Origin of the sequence: Streptomyces canarius (assembly GCF_014650735.1) — a bacterium.
GTDB lineage: Bacteria > Actinomycetota > Actinomycetes > Streptomycetales > Streptomycetaceae > Streptomyces > Streptomyces olivaceoviridis.
The window spans coordinates 25,207-42,388 of record NZ_BMVN01000032.1 but is presented as its reverse complement, the minus strand read 5'-3'; the positions used below and the strand labels follow the sequence as shown (position 1 = coordinate 42,388).

Below are 17,182 nucleotides of genomic sequence, written 5' to 3'. Positions count from 1 at the left end.
ACCCGCCCTACGAACGATGCCCGGAGCCGCCGGGCAGGCCGCCCCCGGTTCCGCCGGCCAGATGCTTCGCCGCATGCCGAGTGGCCTCGTCGATCCGCGAGAGCCCTTCGGTCATGTTGGAGAACGCGGTCCGTGTGTCCTCGATCAGCAGGGCAGTACTGCTGACGATGTCCTGAAGCAGGTTCAGGTTGTCCTCCCACATGCGTCGAACGGCTCCGGAGACGGGGTCACCACCGTGGACGGAGTCACCACCGCGCTGATCGAGGGCACCGAGCACGGCCTGCTTGATCGTCTCCAGCGTCTTCTCGCAGTCGTGGAAGGCGTCGCCCTTCTGGCTCCAACTGCGCAGGTTCGCCCGCAGCTGCTCCGGATCGGCACCGCTCCTGGCCACCTGGCACCTCCCTGACGATCACGGACTCACGACGGCCCGGCCGGTTCTCCGAGCCAGTCGCAAGCTAAACCAGTCACCGGCCGTACGGGGCACCGCCGGCGGCCCTCGGTCCCAGGACTGGCTGTTCGTACCGGCCTTGGTGCACTTTCGTCCCCTGGTCGAAGCGGCGGGCACGCCTCGCCGAAACGCCCGTCGGGGCCCTTCACGGGCGGCACGCCCCAGTCGGCACCTGGGGAGGGCCCGCGGTACGGCACGTCCAGCAGGCGCGAGCGGACGCGAGGCGACGGCACACGAGCGGGGCCGCCCTGCGCTATGTTCCGGCGGGTGACGCCCACTGCACCCTTCGACGGAGCGCTGTGCCTGGGTTGTCCCGGTGTGTTCGGGGAGCGGTCCCGTCTCCGCCGCCCGCGGGGGCGGACATGAGCGGACGCTTCGGCCGGCGTTCCTCCGCCGGCGGCGGCACCGGGCATCTGGAGATCAGCGAAGCGCACGGCATACACCTCGTCCACACCGCCGGCCGGCCGCCCGAGGCGCTGACCGAGACCGCCGCACGGCTGCGTGCCTCCGCCGAGGAGATCACGGTCCTGGTGAGCGCCGGATTCGGTGATCCCGAGACACTCTGCGCACGGCTGGGCCCCGTACTGGCGAGGACGTCCCCCGTGAAGGGGCGGCTGGTCCGCCTGGTCATGTCCGGCGCGGCGGCGGAGACGGCGGACCGGCCCGCGCCCGGCCGTATGCTCAGCGACGCCCTGGAAACGGACGTACTGGCTCCGCTCGGCGCGGCGCTGGTCACCCCGGCCGGCACCCTGTTCGCGCCCCGCCTGCCCGGGCGTCCCGGCGGTTGGCGGCGCTTCTCGCCCGGTCGCGAGCCGGTGTCCGTCGGCGCCCGTCACCCCGCGCCCCGGTGGCAGCAGGCGGTGGAGCGGGTCGTCCCGACCGCCGCGGGCGGCTGCGCCGTGGAGCAGGTACCGGCAGGACTGCTCATCCTGCCCTCGGGCACCCCACCGGAAGGGGTCGGGGCACTGCGGTACGCCGTGCCCCCGCAGGCGGAGAGGCCGCTGCTGCTCGTCGGCGCCGCGCACACCCGCGCCGTCCCGCCGCAGGCCGTCGCCGACGTGCTGGCCGCGCTGCCCGCGACCGTACGGGAAGCGGTGCGCCTGGTGTCCGCGGACGGCAGCGACCCGCTCCCGGTGGGCCGGCAGGTGGCGGCGCTCCTCGGGGTACCGGTGGAGGTCGGCTCGGGACTCCCCCTGCTGGTGAGCGATCCCGCCCGGCCCGTACCGACGGGACCGCTCACGCCGCGCACCGTCCTCACCAACGCGGCCGGCGAGCCCACCTGGCGGCCCTACGTGGAAGAGGTCGTCTGCGAGCCGGAAGGTGACGCGGGGGCCACCGTCCGGCTGGGCACCTGGCGGCCCCCGGTCAGCGGGCTGCGGCCGGCGCTGGAACCCGGTGCCATGATCCTGGACCGCAGGTGGCAGGTCGTCGTCACCCGGTCCGGTCTCTGGGTCGGTCCGAACGGCAGCGCGCCGCCCGCCGAGACGGTGCTGCGTCCCGTCGCTCCGGACGTGATGGCCGTGGAGATCGGCCTGCCGGACCAGGCTCTGCCCGACACCGTCTGGGAACCGCTGGAGCGGCTCTTCTCGGCCCTCCAGGACGACGTGCGCGACCGCACACAGATCCGGCTGCACGGCGACCCCGGTGACGAAGTCCTGAACGGCATGCGCCGGTTGGCGGTGCGGCACGGCCTGGCCCTGGCGCCCCGCGGCTGGCAGGACGCCGAGGGGCAGCGGCTCTCCGGTGCCGGGGGCGCAGGGGTGGCGTCCGAGCAGCCCGCTCCCGCACAGGTCGCGTCCGTACCGCCGGAACCCGAACCCCTTCCGTCCGTCCCGCCGTCGGCCGAACCACTGAGGTCCCTCGCGGCGCCGGCTGTGCCGCCGGACCCGGACTCGCCCGACGCGGAACCGGCCGAACACCACTCGGCGGACACGGTCACGCCCTTCGACGCCCCGGCCGGGGCCGCTGCGGGAACAGGGACCCCGGCCGCGGTGGAGGAACCGACCGGTACCACCCTCCCCGAGACCGCGGGCGAGCGCGCGGAGCGGAGTCCAAAAGCCGCGCCCGGGCCGCCGGGCCGGCCGGCGGCGGAGGAAGCCACCGTGGTCCGACGCCTCGCGACGGCGCCCCCCCGCGCCACAGAGGCGATCGCCATCACCTTCACGCCTCCGGCGACGGTGCCGGGGGCACCCGCCGTCCCGGAGGCGTCCACCCGTGGCCCGGTGTCCTGAGGGCGTCATCGCCGGAGGCCGGGCCCGAATCAACGCGCAACCGAGCGAAGGAAGAAGACGAGGGATGACACGCAGAAACCAGCCCGGCGGCCCTCCGGCCGCCGCGACGCCTCCCGGGCAACCGCACGTCCGCCGGGCCGTCGCACTGCCCCTGTACGAGGGGGATGTCGACGGAGCGGCGGTGTCCGAAGCCCTCACCCGGGGCGGGACCACGGCCGCCGAGACGGTCGCCCAGCAGAGCGTGGAGCAGGTACGGCCCCTGGTCACGGCGGTCCCCGCCGCCGCGGTCCGGGCCGAAGCCGAGGTGGCCGCCCGCACGTTCCGTCCGCACGACGGGCGGACCGGGGCTCCGGACGCCGCGACCGGTGGCCAGGCGGCGCCGGGACGGCCCACCTCCCAGTCCGGAAGATCGGGGCACTGGCCGCTCATGGCCGCCGCGGCGGTCGCCGGTGCGGTCCTGGTCTCCGTGCCCCTGCTGAGCGGCGGCGAGAAGAAGACCACGGGCGCCGACGCGCTCGACCCGGTCGCGATAGCCGGCGCCAAGCACGGAAGCGGCGGTCCCACCTCGGCGCCGGTCCCCGACGGGAGCGCCGGCGCCGACGTCACCTTCCCCGCGCCGACGTCGGCTCCGCGGGCCGGTGTCCCGTCGGCGCTCCCGGGCGGCGGTCGGCACGGCTCGGCGACCAGGGTGGCGACGGGACACGGGGACAAGGCGGTGGAGCGGACCGGCGCCCGCGAGCCGGGTGGCCACGGCCCGTCGCCGTCTTCGGCCGCGGGTGCGCCGCACGGTCGGTACGCGGGACCGCACGGTGACGACACCGGACCCCGGACGAAGCCGGTGGACGGGTCCGTGAGCCTGCTCTCGGCGCCCGCGCGCTCCGTCCAGCGGGCCGCGCAGGCGAGGGAGTCCTCCTCGGCGGGCACCACGCGGCACGCCTCGACGCGCACCGCCGCGGCCGTCGCCGACGTGAAGACGGCGCAGAAGCCGCAGACCGCCACCACCGCGTCGCACACGGCGGCCGTGCGGACCACGCACCCCCGGACGACGTCCGCCGCACGTCAGACGCAGCCGCAGTCCCACCCGCGGACGTCGGCCCAGGCGCGGACGTCGGCCCAGGCGGGGACACAGACCGAGTCGCAGTCGCACACCACCACGCAGCGGCACTGGTCGACGAAGGTCGTCAACGCCACGTACGTCCTGCACTCCGGAGAGTCCGTCGCCTCCGACCGGATGCGGATCACCATGCGCACCGACGGCGACCTGGTCATCTCGGACGAGCGCGGCACGATCCGCTGGTCCTCCCACACGCACGGCAGCGGCAACTACGCCGTCTTCCAGGACGACGGCAACCTCGCCGTCTACAGCGCCAACCACACGAGTCTGTGGACGTCCGGCACCGCGGGCAACGCCGGTGCGGAACTCGTCATCCAGAACGACGGGAACGTGGTGATCCTCTCCCGGTCCGGACACACCGTGTGGGCCGCCGGCACCGCGCACTGACCGGTCGACGCACATGCGGCGCCCCGGTTCCCCGCTCGGGCGGGGAACCGGGGCGCCGTGGTCAGTCCTGCGCGAATCCGTTCGCGCTGGTGAAGCCGTGCTCCAGGTAGTCGCGCACCAGGTCACTGGTGTGTGGATCGTTGGGCAGGATGGTGTCCATGTCGACGTCTCCGGTCAGCAATTCGGACGGCTTGAGGCCGAACAGCAGCTGTCCCATGGGCAGTTCGTCGACCTGCTTCAGGGCCTGAGCACGTGCCTCGGAGATCGTGGTCCGGATGAGCTCGCCCAGCTCCTTGGGGGTCATACGACGGAACGCACCGGTCGGGAAATCGATCTCGGCGACCTCGCCTCTGGCGGAGACGGTCACCTTCACCTCGCGGCGGCGAGAGGTCGCGGTACCGGTGACGGCGTTGATACGACGGCGGTTCTCCTCCGCCTCCTCCCTCTCCTTGCGGTAGTCAGCGAGAAGCTGCTCGATCTCCTGCTCGTATCCCGACACCTGTCACTCCCGGTCATGCGCCGCCGCGTCGGTCACCGAATGCCTGGGAGACCAAGCGGAGCGGCGGTCTGCTCCGTCGCAGACGGCTGTCTGCCTTTCGCAGGGAACAACAGCGCCACCGGGCCGTGCCACGGCCCGGGGCGCGGATGTCCCGTTCTTCCCTCCCATCGTGCCCTCGCGTACCAGCCGCCCAGGCTGTCGTCAGACCAGGTCGTCGTCCGAACCCGGGTCGCCCCACACGTCCCGGCGCTGGACCAGCAGATCCGCGAAGGTGCGTTCCTTCTCCTCCTCGTCGTCCTCCGCCTCCGCCTCGCTCTGCGCACGTGCCTCGAGCGCCTCGAGCTCCTCCGCGGAGACGTCGCCGCACAACGGCTGGTCGGAGCCCAACGGGACCACGCCGTTCGACGACACGGCCGCTGCGCCGGAACGGCCGGGCTGCCACGTCGCCAGGGAGCGTGCGGTCGCGCCGCCGTCCGCGGTCACGCCCGACCAGACCTCGGGCGCCTCACCGGAATACCGGGAACGCGGCCCGCCGCCTTCCTCCGCCGGCTCCTGGGCCGTCGCCGCCGCGATGAGGAAGGGCATCAACGAGCCGTCGGTCCGGTCCCAGGCGGCCGTGTCCTCGGCCTCCTCGGTGAACTCCGGGGCCGTCGCCGGCGCCCCGGCCCGCGCGCCGCCGCGTTCCGCGGACGCGGACAGGGTGGCCGCGGCACCGAGGGCGGCGGCCCCCATCGCCGTGGCGGCCACGGCGGCCTCGCCGGGAGCCGGGTGCGTGGCAGGCACACTTTGGCCGACGGCGTGCGGCGCGGACACGGCGGACGCGGCGCTGGGCCCTGCCGGGACGCCGGCGCCAGGCTGCACCAGGACTCCGGCGCCGGTCACGTCCGTGCCGGCGGCCCGATCCGGAAGGCCGTCCTGGTCTTCGTCACCCCACGCGCCGGCCGACAGGACCGGCTCGCCGCCCTGTTCGCCCGCGTGCGCCTCCCGTCCGGCACCGCTGGCGCGGTTCTCGCCACGGGCCGCTGCGGGGACACCGGGCACCGGGGCATACAGCGTGGCCGGGGCGCCCGCGGCGGGCAGATCCAGGGCCTCTTCTCCGGCTCCGGCCGCCGCGACGGCTCCCGCAACCGGCTCGGAAGGATCCGCGTCGCGCGCCTCGTCGTTCCAGGGCCGGCTGTCCGGCTCCAGGAGGCCGGAGGAGTCCGGCGGCTCGGCAGCCCCCGTCTGCCCCGCACCGCCACCCGCACCACCGAAGCCCCCCATAGCAGGCATGTACGGCATCCCGCCACCGGCTACAGCCACCGAACCGTCGCCGGGACCCTCCGCACCGGAAAACTCCGCCGGGGTCGACTCCGGCAGATCCAGACCCGACACCTCCCCGGCCGCACCCGGCTCCACCGGCGCACCGCCGAACTCCGACACATCCCCCGCACCACCCACACCCCCACCCCACGGAACCGACGACGCGTCCAGCAACCCCGCCGCATCCGGCGGCTCGGCAGCCCCCGTCTGCCCCGCACCGCCACCCGCACCACCGAAACCCCCCATACCCGGCATGTACGGCACCCCGGCACCACCCTGCTGCTGCCCCACCCCAGCCGCCGCATCGCCCAACCCGGAAAACTCCGCCGGAGTCGTGTCCGGCAGGGTGCCCGGTGACTCCAGGGCTGCGTTGCCCGACAGTGCCGACGGTATCGCCGCGTCGGCGGGCAGGTCGGCCGCGTCCACCACCGGCAGGCCGTCGGCCGCGCCAAGACCCAGGTCGCCCGGGTAGTCCTGGGGCAGGCCGGCCTCGCCGAGAGGTGACTCCGACGCGCCCGTGAGGCCGCTGCTGGTCGACGGCCTGCCGGCCGCGTCGGCCGGCAGGCCGGTCAGACCGGGGAACGGAGTGGCCGTGAAGGCCGACGGCGTCTGACCGCCCTCCCCCAGACTCGTGTCCCCCGGGAAGGCCCCGCCCCCCGGCAGCGTGCTCGTGTCCCCCGGGAAGGCCTCGCCCCCCGGCAGCGTGCTCGTCTCTCCGGGCAACGGACTGGCCGCGAAGTCTCCGGGCAGGTCGCCGCCCGGGAAGGCGCTGGTGTCACCACCGGGGAAGGCGCTGGTGTCACCGGGGAACGGACTGGCGGAGGCGTCCGGGCCACCGGGGCTGAGGGCCGCGTCCAGGTTGCCGGTGTCGAGGGGCGGCACGTCTCCCAGTCCGCCGCCCGTGTCGGTGGGGAGGGTACTGCCGGGGAAGGGCGTCGCCGAGCCTCCGGTGTCATCGAGCCCGGGCACCTTCGAGAGGTTCCCGCCGTAGCCGGGCAGCCCATCGCCGCCGCCGGCGCTCAGACCACCGCCGAGCGGGGGGACCTTGACGTCGCCGCCGCCGCCCGCGGCCGGGGGCGGGTCCACCTTGGGCGGGGTCGGGTCGCCGCCGCCGCCGTCGGTTTTCGGGCCGTTCACCGGGTCAGGGAGCTTGACGTTGTCGACGGTGAGGCTGAAGTTGCCGGAGAGGGTCTTCGCGACCTGGTACATGTCGTTCTGCATCAAAGGCTCGATCAGCGTGTTCCCGACCTTCACGTCGTGAATGGGAATCCGGCCGTCCTTCATGGCACCGACCCGCTGATCGTGGTACATGCCATAGTTCAGGGAAAGCTGGGCATACCAGTTGTCGATCGCCACGACCGTTTCCTGAGCCCATTTGAGGGCGACGGCATTGTTGGCGAGTTGCTGGGGCACCGAGTTCTGCCCTGACTTACCGCCGGCCAGCGCGTCGCCCGCCGCCGCGATGCGCTTGGAGAAGTTGTCGATCGTGTCGTGGAAGACATCGGCCGCGTCACCTCGCCACGGGCCGTCGGGACCGGCCAGCGCTTTGGTCTGGTCCGCCATCACCGACGCGACCTGTTCGAGGGTGCGCTGGACGAAGTAGAAGGCGTCCGCAGCGTCCTGTAGCGACTGCGGGTCCGCTATGCCACGGCGGTGGTCGGCGTTCGCCGGCGTGTTGTCACCCTGAGAGCTGCCGAGAATGGCAGCCATGATCTGTTTCCAGTCCCACCCGTTGTAGGCGTCCGGCCGGTCCAGCTCATCACTGAGATTGGGGAAGATGGCACCGTCGGTGGTCTGTGAGAACCCACCCGTGTTGTACTTGTCTTCAGGCATGGTGTGTGTCCTATATGCAGAGCAGAGATGACGGTGCCAGGTCGGGCTCAGCTCCCGCTTCCGCCGCCGCTCCCGCTTCCGCCGCCGGTTCCGCCCCCACCGCCGCTTCCGCCGCCCGAGGTGGTCGGGAGGTCCTTGTTGAGCTGGTCGAAGTCGGCCTGCGCGCTCTGTAGGTACTTCCGCAGGTCGGTCGCGGACATCTGGTTGGCATCTTCGAGGCGTGCGTACTTCTTGGCCATCTCACGAACGGCGGCGACGAGGTCCGTCACCCCTTCTTTGACGTCCTTGAGCGATGCGTAGTACGCGCCTGCCAAACCCGATGAGGTCCCGGTGGTCTTGCTGGTGGATCCGACGGTCTTGCGCAGCGTCCGCCCCGTCGGCAGCCCTCCGGCCGCGGCCAGCACCGGTTCGAGGCGCTGCATCGCGGTGTCGATATACGGAAGCACGGACTCCATGTTCGACGCGTAGAGGAGCATGGACGGAGTGTCCACGGAGGTGGGCTTGCCGTCACCGCCGCCACCGGGCACGGCCGGAGGAGACCAGGCAGCCCCGTTGCCGTTGACCGTGCCGCCCGAGGTCGGAGGCGGCTGCCCGCCGGGCCATTGCGGCTTGGGAAGCTGCATCCCTAGGCCCCCCACATCCTCATGCCCTGCTGCTCACCGGAGGTGTAGGCGGCGTTGATGTGACCGAGCGTGGTGGTGGCGGTGTTGGCGAGCTGGGCCATGTGGGCCGCCGCGCCGTCCCACTGGGCCTTCACCTGCGTGTAGACCTCCTGGGCCTCGCTGGTCCACTGGCTGAGGTGGACCGCCGTCTGGTTGTCGAGCTGCTCCAGGGCGGAAAGGAGCTGGCTGGTGATCGCGGACATCTCGCCCACGATGGTGTCCACGTTCGAACGGTCGACGGAGTACGTCATCTTCTTGCCTCTCGGAAGGAAAGTGAGTTGGCCACGGCTGCCGGGAATGTGCCGCGGCCCCTGGATCAGATGGGGAAAGCGGGCAGGCCGGGGGTCGCCATCGTGCGCGCGACCGCGCTCGCCTGGGACTGGGTGCCCGAGTGCACGTTGCCGTAGAGGTGAGTGTTGTTCTGCAAGGTCTCCAGCATGCGCTGCAGGGCCTCGCATACTCGCTGGTACTCCGACAGCCACTCCGTCATGGCGCCGAGGTACGTCGTGGCGGCGTCACCGGACCAGCTCGCGATCAGCGAGGTGATCTGGGTCTCCATCTGCGTGCGGGTCCTGCCGGTCTCGTCGACCGCGGTCTGGAAGGCGCCCTGCGCGGCGACCATTCCCTCGATGTCGACGTTCGTCTTCAGTGCCATGTCCTGCCCTTTCGTCTCGTACTGCGCTCGGGCGGGCGCGAGTCTCAGTTCGCACCTGCCAACGAACCTCGTGCCATCATCGAACGGCTGCCGCGCTCGCTTCCGGCGCGGCGGCCGATGAGGTCCGGCCGCCTGCCGACTCTGCCTGTTTGTCTCTGCCCGGGGCCGCCGACGCGGGGGTACGGGTGTCCTGTGGACCGCTCCGGGTGACCGGGACGTCTCCAGCGCTCAGGGCGACGGCACCGTCTCCGCACGCCGTTCGGGGCCGGGCCCGGTCTCGTCGGCAGCGTCCGCCGCCCCCGGTTCCGGCCCGGTCAGCACCCCCGCCGTGTACAGCTCCTTGGCGGACACCGCGGGCGAGACGACGCGACGGGCCAGCAGGTCCGCGAGCCGGTGCGCGCCGAACGCCCCGCCCTGCGGGGGACGCCGGCCGAACTCGGCCAGCAGCGCGGCCCCCGCGTCGTCGGTCAGCCCCGCTCCACAGCCGCGCAGTCGGCGCGCTACCACACCCACCAGTTCCTCCGCGGAGTACGGCTGGAGACGCACGTACTCGGCGAAACCGGCGGCCAGGGCGCCCTGTTCACGCAGCAGGGGCACCAGTTGCGGAGCCGAGCCGCTCAGCAACGTCACCGGGCCGTCCGGCCGGGCGAGGGCAGTCGTCACCGCTTCGACGACCGCGCCGCGTTCGTGTTCGTCGCGGCGGGCGAATGCCGGATCGACGTCGAGCAGCAGGACGCCTCCCGCGCTCTCCTCCTGGGCCGCGAGCAGCCAGGACAGGGGCTGTTCCGGCCAGTAGGCGCCCACCCGCGACAGCGGTACCCGGTGTACGCGGCCCGTGGCCGACACACCCAGTTCGGCCAGGCCGCAGGCGTAGCGTGCGGCCAGCGCGCGGCGGCCGGAGCCGGGCGGGCCGTCCAGGACGACACCGGCGGAGCGGACCAGGTCCGCGGCCGGGGCCCGGCTTTCGGCCAGTTCCAGCAGCCTCGACGTCAGCGCCTCGCGGGCCGACGCCAGCCCGCTCATCGCCCGCAGCCGGCGCACCGCCGCCTCCGCCCGGGCGCCCGGCCCGCTCGCGACAGCCGTGCTTCCCGGCACGGCCCCCTTCCCCGGTTCCTCCCGTTCCGTCCCGGTCTTCGCCACCGGCGCGGTCAGGACGTCGTCGCCGGTGAGCACGTTCAGTTCGTAGTCGTCGCCGGGTGGGTCCGCGGCGAGTCGGGAGGCCTGCCGGCTGATCATCTCTTCGAACACCTGGCGGGCGACGCGGCCGTTGCCGAACGTCGGGCCCTTGGGAACGTCCTCGAAGTAGCGTCGCAGAGCCTCCATGGCGCTGTCGGACAGCTCGTAGTAGTGCTTGGCGCACAGCCCGCGCACGATGGTGACCAGTTCCCCGGTGCTGTAGTTGGGGAACTCCACCGTTCTGGCGAAACGGGAGGCCATGCCGGGGTTGGAGGCGAGGAACTGGTCCATCTGCTCCGAGTAGCCGGCCACGATGACGACGATCTCGTCGCGGTGGTCCTCCATGAGCTTCATCAGTGTCTCGACGGCCTCCTGCCCGAAGTCCGGGCCGGTGCCGCGGGTCTGGTTGGTCAGGGTGTACGCCTCGTCGATGAACAGCACCCCACCGAGGGCCTTCTTGAACACCTCGGTGGTCTTGATGGCCGTACCGCCGATGATCTGGGCGACCAGGTCGGCCCGTGCCACCTCCACGATGTGGCCCTGACTCAGGATGCCCAGTTCCGCGAGGACGGCGCCGTAGAGCCGGGCCACCGTCGTCTTGCCGGTGCCGGGCGGGCCGGCGAAGACCAGGTGCCGGCTCATCGGCGGCATGGGCAGGCCCATCTCCTGGCGCCGCTGGCTCATCTTGTTGACATTGATCAGCCCGGTGACCTCCCGCTTCACACTCTCCAGACCCACGAGGGCGTCGAGTTCGGCGAGGGGACCGACCGCGTGCACCGGGTTCACCCGGCCGGGGGCGTCGGCGGACGCGGTCCCGGCGCCTTCAGCGGGCAGGTCACGCGGCGTACGGCCGCCGTTGTCACGGATGTCGCACTCGACCACCACGACGGGCGCGTCCGGCTGGGCGTGCACGCCGTCGCCGGCGTTGCCGGTCAGCACGCAGCCGGTCAGCTCGGCCCGGCCGCCAGGCATGACGTGCACACCGTGACCGCGGGCTCCGGAGACCCGGCAGCCGGTCGCGTGCAGCGTCCCGCCACCGGCCAGGCGGATGCCGTCGCCGTCGGAACCGCTGAACTCGCAGTCCTGGGCGATGAGTTCGCAGTCCGTACCGACGACCACCGCGCAGTCGGAGACCGACGCCCCGGTGAGCGTGGCGCGCGACGCGCCGCCCAGGGACAGTCCCGCGCCCCCCGGTACCCGCAACCGCACCCCCGTCAGTTGCGACTCGGCCGTGTCGTCGAGGTCGATGCCGCCGGCCGCGTCCAGTTCCCCGTCGCGGATCTCCAGGCGCCCGCCTCCGCGCACCACGGCCGCGAGACCCCGCCGCCCCGACACGGTGAAGCGCTCCAGCAGCGCCAGGCCGGGGCCGTCCACGCGCAGCGCAGCCTGCGCGGCGTCGGCGACGTGCAGGCCCACGCACTCGACGGAACCGTCCGCCTCGACGGCGACCCCCACCTGGCCCCCGCTGATCGCGCATTCCTCCAGGCGGGGCCGGGCACCTGAGGAGACGTGCACCGCGTACTCGCCCGCGCCCTCCACGGCACAGTCCCGCAGCAAGGGCGCCGCGCCGGCGCCCACGTGCACGGACCGCTGGGCCGCGCCGGTGAACCGGCAGTCCTTCAGGACCGTCTCCCCGCTGCTGGTCAGGTAGGCGTCCAGCGTGGCGCTCCCGGCGACGTGCACGTCCGACAGCTGGGCGCGGGCCTGCTGTTCCACCGCGAGGGCGGGCTTGGCGCACCCGTCGATCCGGCTGGCCTCGACGTCGACCCGGGCCGCTCCGTTCGCGCAGACCCCGTTGCCCCCGGCCCGCTCCACCTGGCAGTCGCGGACGCTCAGCCTGCCCTGCTCGGCGACCACGACGGCCGAGGAGCCGACATCGCTGATCCGGGTACGTTCCACCACGTTGCTCCGGCCGGAGGTCACCACGACGCCGGCGCCGCGTGCGTTGCTGACCTCGCAGTCGCGCACCGCGACGGTGCCCTCGTGCCAGGCGAGCAGTCCGGCCCAGGCGGAGCCGGCCACCCGGCAGCCGTCCAGGGCGGCCTGGCCGCGCCGGGCGTCCACGACCGGGGCCTCGGGATCGGCCCCCGTCAGGTGCAGGCCGGACAGCGCCACCGCCTCCGCGTCCAGGACCACCGCGCTGCCCCGGTCCGCGTGGAGTTCGGGCGGACGGGTGCTGTCCTGGGCCGTGATGGTGACCGGTACGGTGACGTGCAGGTTCTCGGCGTACCGGCCGGGCGCCACGGTGATCAGCGCGCCTTCCCGCGCGTCGCGGAGGGCCGCGGCGACGGACCGGTACCCGCCCGGTCCGTCGGAGGCCACGGTCAGGACCTGCCGGCTCACGCTTCCACTCCCATGTTCGTCGTCCCGCCGTCGGCGGGGGCGGGCGGTTTCGGGCCGTTCAGCGGGACCAGGCCCGGCGGAACGCCGAGGGGTACGGCGCGGTCGGCGCGCCCGGGGGACGGTCCGGCCGTACGCGACCGGTGGGTCCGCAGCAGTTCCAGTGCCTGGGACAGGCCGTCCAGTGCGAGGTCGTCCAGCGGCACGCGCTGTTGCCCGGCGCCGCCGCCGTCCGGGCCGGCCTCCGAGGCGGACAGTTCGCGCAGCAGGACAGCGGGCCGGCGGCCCCCGGTGTCGGTCCGCAGCACCTTGAAGGCGGTGCCCGGCACGAAGACCACCCGGTCGGGCACGGAGGCGTCGAGCAGGCGGGTGCGCCGAGCGGTCATGGACCACAGCAGGAAGTCGACGGCGCCCGGTTCCGCGTCGGACGGATGGGTGGCCGCCACGCAGAAGGACCACTCGGTCGTCCGGCGGCCCTCCTCGAACCAGACCAGCTCGGCGGCCGTGGCACGGGCCTGGAGCAGTACGGGGCCGCGGTAGGACGGCAGCCGGAGCAGTCCGGCGGACACGCAACGCGCCAGCGGCACGTGCGGACCGGTGGTGGCCCCGCGCACGGCGGCGTCCACCGCCGCGTGGTCACCGGTCAGGTACAGCCGCGCCGACGCCAGATCGGTCAGGACGTCCATGGCGTCCTCCTCCGACCCTGCCCGCAGTCCGGGGGATTCGGACATGACCCGGGAGATCGAGCCGGAGAGTTCGTTGAACCGGGCGCCGAACCTCTTGCGCACCCACTCCCGTTCCTGCGCGAGCCCGCGGGCCGGGGGCACGGCACACGCCGCGGCGGCCGGCACCGGCTGCACCCTGACGCCCGGCGTGCCCGTACCGCCGGCGGACGGTGCGGACTGCCGCGCCACGGGCACGGCCCGCTCCTCCGGTACGGCGGAAGGCTCCGCCGGCGCCGGCACGGCCTCCGACTCCAGTCGGAGCAGCCGGGGCAGCGCGGGCGGGGCGGACGGGAGGTGCGCGGAGGCGGTGGTGGGCGGGGTGTTGGTCTCCTCGGCCGGCCGGCCGGCGGTAGGAGAGGCCGCGGGGCCGAGGGCCGAAGGAGCGTGCGGTGGCGGGACCACGACGCCACCGGGCGCGGGTCCGCCTGCCGGAGCCGGTGGGTCACCGGCCGCGACGGGCGGGGCACCCGGTGACGGGACGGTGGACGGCGACGCGGGCGCGAGCGGGGCGCCTTCGTGCCTCTCGCCGGCGGACGTCGCCCCGGACGTCCTGGACCGTGTGACACCCGCCGGTAGGGCCCCGCGTCCACCTGGAGAGGCTCCCGCCACGGCCGCCGACTCGGCGACGAACTCCAGGCCGGTCGGCCGCCCCGGGAGGCCGGGACGACCGCCCGGAGAAGCCGCGGCGACGCCCGGCTCCGAGCCGTGGTTGCGGACGGTCCCCGCGGCGGAGCCGACGGGCGGGGGCGGTCCGGGCACGCCGCCCGGCTCCGGGGCCACCGGCAGCGGACCCGGCGGTTCCGGGGCGGACGGCGGCCCGTACGGTTCGTCGCCGGTCACGACGGGCTCGTACGACTGCGGCGACGACGCGACCGCGGAGACGGCCGTCCCGGTACCGGTGACCCCCTCGGGGACCACCGGACCGACGGCCGTGAGCGGCGGACGGCCGCCCGCCCGTGGAGGCACGGGAGCGGGCGCTTCGGCGGGCGCCGGAGCGCCGGGCGCATGCGCCGTGCCCGGCCGCACCCCCCGCGCGGGCCGCCGTACGCTCGTCCGCGCCCCGCCGGGAGGTACGGACGCCTCCGTCGGCTCTGCGGACGCACGCCGCGTGCCGGTGGTCTCCGGTTCGGTGGTGTCCAGCCGGCCCCCGGCCGCACCCGGTGCCCGGCGGGCGGTGCCGTCGTCGGCCGCCGCCCACCAGTCCGTGTCGCTCCAGCCGAGGGCGGCGCCCGGCGCGTCCGCCGGGGCGATGCGGAAGGCGTCGCGGAGCGCGGGGTCGAGCTGGCGGAGCATGTCCTCGGCCAGCAGGCGCAGCCGTGCTCCGCCGTCCGGGGTCCGGCGGTCGTAGAGGATCGCCGCCCGGCCCGGCGCGGCCGCCACGCGGCGCACCCGGTCCCCGTCCGCGGGTTCCGCGGGTGAGCGCAGCCACAGCCCGCTCTGCACCACCTCCAGGACGGTGTCCTGGGTGTAGGCGTACACCCCGGGCGAGGTCTGCGCCGCTCCCGGCACCGGTGCCCGCAGGCCCAGCAGGATGGGCGGCGAGGGACTGCCGCCGGTGCCCGGCACGTACAGGACCTCGGTGACGAAGGGCTGCCACGCGGCTGTTCCGTCGTGGTTGGGGACTTCGACGCGCACGCCGTCGCCCGCGTACGGGGACGGGGCGGGCACGCCCGCGTAGAAGACGACCCGTTCGCCGACGGCGTCGGCCAGGCCCTGGCCGCAGGAGTCCACGTTCCCGGGCAGGGTGACGGGCCCGAGCTGGAGGAAGCGCAACCAGGCCCGGGCCGAGGGCAGCACGCTGTGCCACAGCCGCACGGTGGACGCGAGACTGACCGGGGCCGTGCCGGGACCGCCCAGGACGACCGTCAGCGTGTCGGGGCCGGCGGGAATGCGGTCGACCAGCCAGTGCCGGGCGCCGATCCCCCGTTCGTCCCCGGTACTGCGCAGCCAGATCCCGCCGGCGACGGGTTCCACGACGGTCCCCGGTTCGGGACTCCACGGCTCATCGGCCGCGGCGAACTCCCACTGCGGTTTGGGGAAGCGCCGGGAGTCCGCTGCGGGCGGTCGTCCCGGCTGGAAGCGCAGCCAGCCCGCGCCCTGGTCGCGGGGCACGAACAGGCCACCTCCGGCGAGTCTGCGGGGAGTCCCGTCCGCGGCCAGTACCGCGGCCCCCGTGGTCTCGGCGACGGCCTGGCCGATGCGCCGGGTGTCGTACGACTCCGCGTGTGCGAACACCAGGCGGATGCCGTCGGTCCGCCCGGCGAGCAGCCGGCCGGCCGCCTGCCATTCCGTGAGCGGTGCGTCGGCGGGCAGATCGGCGACGACGACGCGGTGGTGCGTGTCCACCGCGACGCTCTCGGCCAGGGTGACGGCGGCCGGGTCCGGTCCGCCCTTGCGGTGCACCACCAGGGCGTGACCGCTCCGGCGCAGCCGCAGACCGCTGCGCAGCCGTGCGGCCAGCGTGCCGTCGAGTCGCACGCTCACCTCTCCTTCACGGTGGCCGCGGCGGCGTCCGGGGACAGCAGGGGACCGTCGGGCAGCAGCTTCAGCACCCGCGCGGGCATCGCGGTGGTGGGGCCGCTGAGCCGGAGGTCCTGGGCCGCCCGGCCGGAGAGCGGGAAGAGGGTGCCCTGGTCGTCGATGAGGTAGGTGCGTGGGGAGACGACACGTGCGCGCAGCTCGTCCTGGTCGACGACGAGGACGCCGTGGGCGGGAGCCACCAGCACCGGGCGCTTGGTGGTGAGCACGCCGCCCCGCTCCTGCACCAGGCTGTTGGTGGTGTGGACGCCGGCCGTCGTCTGACGCAGGCACAGCCGCCCGCCGTCCGCGCCGGGCAACGGAGCCCCGCGCAGGTCGGGTAGGGGCGCGGCCGGCCAGTGCGGGGCCACGGGCGAGGCGGCGAGTGAGGCGGCGTCGACGGTCGCCGGTGCCGGCGCCCCGGGCCGGGCGGCGAGGAGGGCGGCCTCGGTGGCCGTCACCCGGGTGATGCCATCCTTGAGCATGACGTAGGCGGGTCCCCGGCCGGCGGAGGTGCGCAGGATCTGGCCCACCCGCACCGCCTCGCCGCCGACCTGGCCGGCCGGGTCGCCGTCGTGCGGGACGACCGGGACCCTCAGCTGCGCGCCGGAGGGCACCTCGGCCAGCCAGTCGTCGGGAGCGGTCACCGGCCGCCCGCCGTCCAGGCCGAGCGCGATGAGGGTGCCTTCGGTGGGCACCGGGTACTTGACGCCGCGCCACAGCACGAACCGGCGGCCCGTACGGTCGGCGACCACGGCGGCGGTCCCGGCGGGTACCGGCGTCGTCCCGGCCGGGGTCAGATCGAGAACCTCGCCGGCCGGCAGATCGGGGCGCAGGCAGCGGGTCCAGCCACCGGAAGCCACGTCGCCGGGGGCGGGCAGCGAGTCCGGGGCCTTGTCGATGCCGATGGGCGAACCGTGCGGTACGGCCTCCAGCGCGTCCTGGGACGCCGTGCGGACGGTGCCGGAGAACCCGGTCAGCAACAACGCGGAGGCGTAGTTGCGCACCGGCCGCAGGGTGCCGTCGAGCAGCAGGTAGCGCGTGCCCGTCTCCTTCTCCACGATGATCGAGCCGCGCTGGCGCCAGGTGTCCTTCTCGACCGGGTCGATGAGGCCCCACACCGCGAAGCCAGCGCAGAGCAGCAGGACGAGGGCGAAGCCGAAGAAGGTGCCGACCGAGCCGCGCCGGTGGGGGCTTCCGCCGTCGCCGGGCTGCCCTGTCACCAGTGCCGCGGCCAGACGGCCCATCGCGAACTGGTAGGCCTGGAGGTGGTCCCGTTGTGTCTGCACGCCG

11 protein-coding genes are annotated in these 17,182 nt (G+C 74.3%); 2 read left to right on the top strand and 9 right to left on the bottom strand.

Annotation, left to right across the window (positions count from 1 at the left end):
- Positions 1-7: 7 nt before the first annotated feature.
- Complete coding sequence (locus tag IE294_RS33065) at positions 8-391, bottom strand: hypothetical protein (protein WP_189892251.1); 384 nt, start codon at positions 389-391, stop codon at positions 8-10.
- A 419-nt stretch (positions 392-810) separates the two neighbouring features.
- On the opposite strand from IE294_RS33065, the gene IE294_RS33060 reads away from it, so the two are divergent.
- Both IE294_RS33060 and IE294_RS48030 read left to right on the top strand, forming a co-directional pair.
- Complete coding sequence (locus IE294_RS33060) at positions 811-2,679, top strand: hypothetical protein (protein WP_189892249.1); 1,869 nt, start codon at positions 811-813, stop codon at positions 2,677-2,679.
- Between the two features lie 64 nt (positions 2,680-2,743).
- Complete coding sequence (locus IE294_RS48030) at positions 2,744-4,180, top strand: hypothetical protein (RefSeq protein ID WP_229917523.1); 1,437 nt, start codon at positions 2,744-2,746, stop codon at positions 4,178-4,180.
- A gap of 61 nt (positions 4,181-4,241) precedes the next feature.
- On the opposite strand, the gene IE294_RS33050 is transcribed toward IE294_RS48030, so the two are convergent.
- The 8 genes from IE294_RS33050 to eccB all read right to left on the bottom strand — a co-directional run bounded on the left by IE294_RS33050 (position 4,242) and on the right by eccB (position 17,178).
- The gene (locus IE294_RS33050; RefSeq protein WP_189892247.1) at positions 4,242-4,679 is read right to left on the bottom strand and encodes a YbaB/EbfC family nucleoid-associated protein; all 438 of its coding nucleotides are present in this window, start codon (positions 4,677-4,679) and stop codon (positions 4,242-4,244) included.
- 201 nt (positions 4,680-4,880) lie between these two features.
- A complete protein-coding gene (locus IE294_RS33045) occupies positions 4,881-7,814 on the bottom strand; it encodes a hypothetical protein (RefSeq protein ID WP_189892245.1) in 2,934 nt (977 codons plus the stop codon).
- Positions 7,815-7,861: 47 nt separating this feature from the next.
- Positions 7,862-8,290 (bottom strand): hypothetical protein, encoded by a 429-nt coding sequence (locus tag IE294_RS33040; protein ID WP_189892244.1) that lies wholly within the window; start codon positions 8,288-8,290, stop codon positions 7,862-7,864.
- Positions 8,291-8,439: 149 nt separating this feature from the next.
- Positions 8,440-8,727: a WXG100 family type VII secretion target gene (locus tag IE294_RS33035; protein WP_189892242.1), complete on the bottom strand. Its 288-nt coding sequence runs from the start codon at positions 8,725-8,727 to the stop codon at positions 8,440-8,442.
- Between the two features lie 65 nt (positions 8,728-8,792).
- A complete protein-coding gene (locus tag IE294_RS33030) occupies positions 8,793-9,131 on the bottom strand; it encodes a WXG100 family type VII secretion target (protein WP_189892240.1) in 339 nt (112 codons plus the stop codon).
- Positions 9,132-9,359: 228 nt separating this feature from the next.
- A complete protein-coding gene (locus IE294_RS33025) occupies positions 9,360-12,650 on the bottom strand; it encodes a right-handed parallel beta-helix repeat-containing protein (protein WP_189892238.1) in 3,291 nt (1,096 codons plus the stop codon).
- Entirely contained in the window at positions 12,647-15,856 is a 3,210-nt protein-coding gene (locus IE294_RS33020; protein WP_189892236.1) for a hypothetical protein, read from the bottom strand. The genes IE294_RS33025 and IE294_RS33020 overlap by 4 nt, the downstream gene beginning before the upstream one ends.
- Positions 15,853-17,178, bottom strand: coding sequence for a type VII secretion protein EccB (gene eccB, locus IE294_RS33015; RefSeq protein ID WP_189892235.1), 1,326 nt, complete (start codon positions 17,176-17,178; stop codon positions 15,853-15,855). Before eccB ends, IE294_RS33020 begins: the two co-directional genes overlap by 4 nt.
- Between the last annotated feature and the right edge of the window lie 4 nt (positions 17,179-17,182).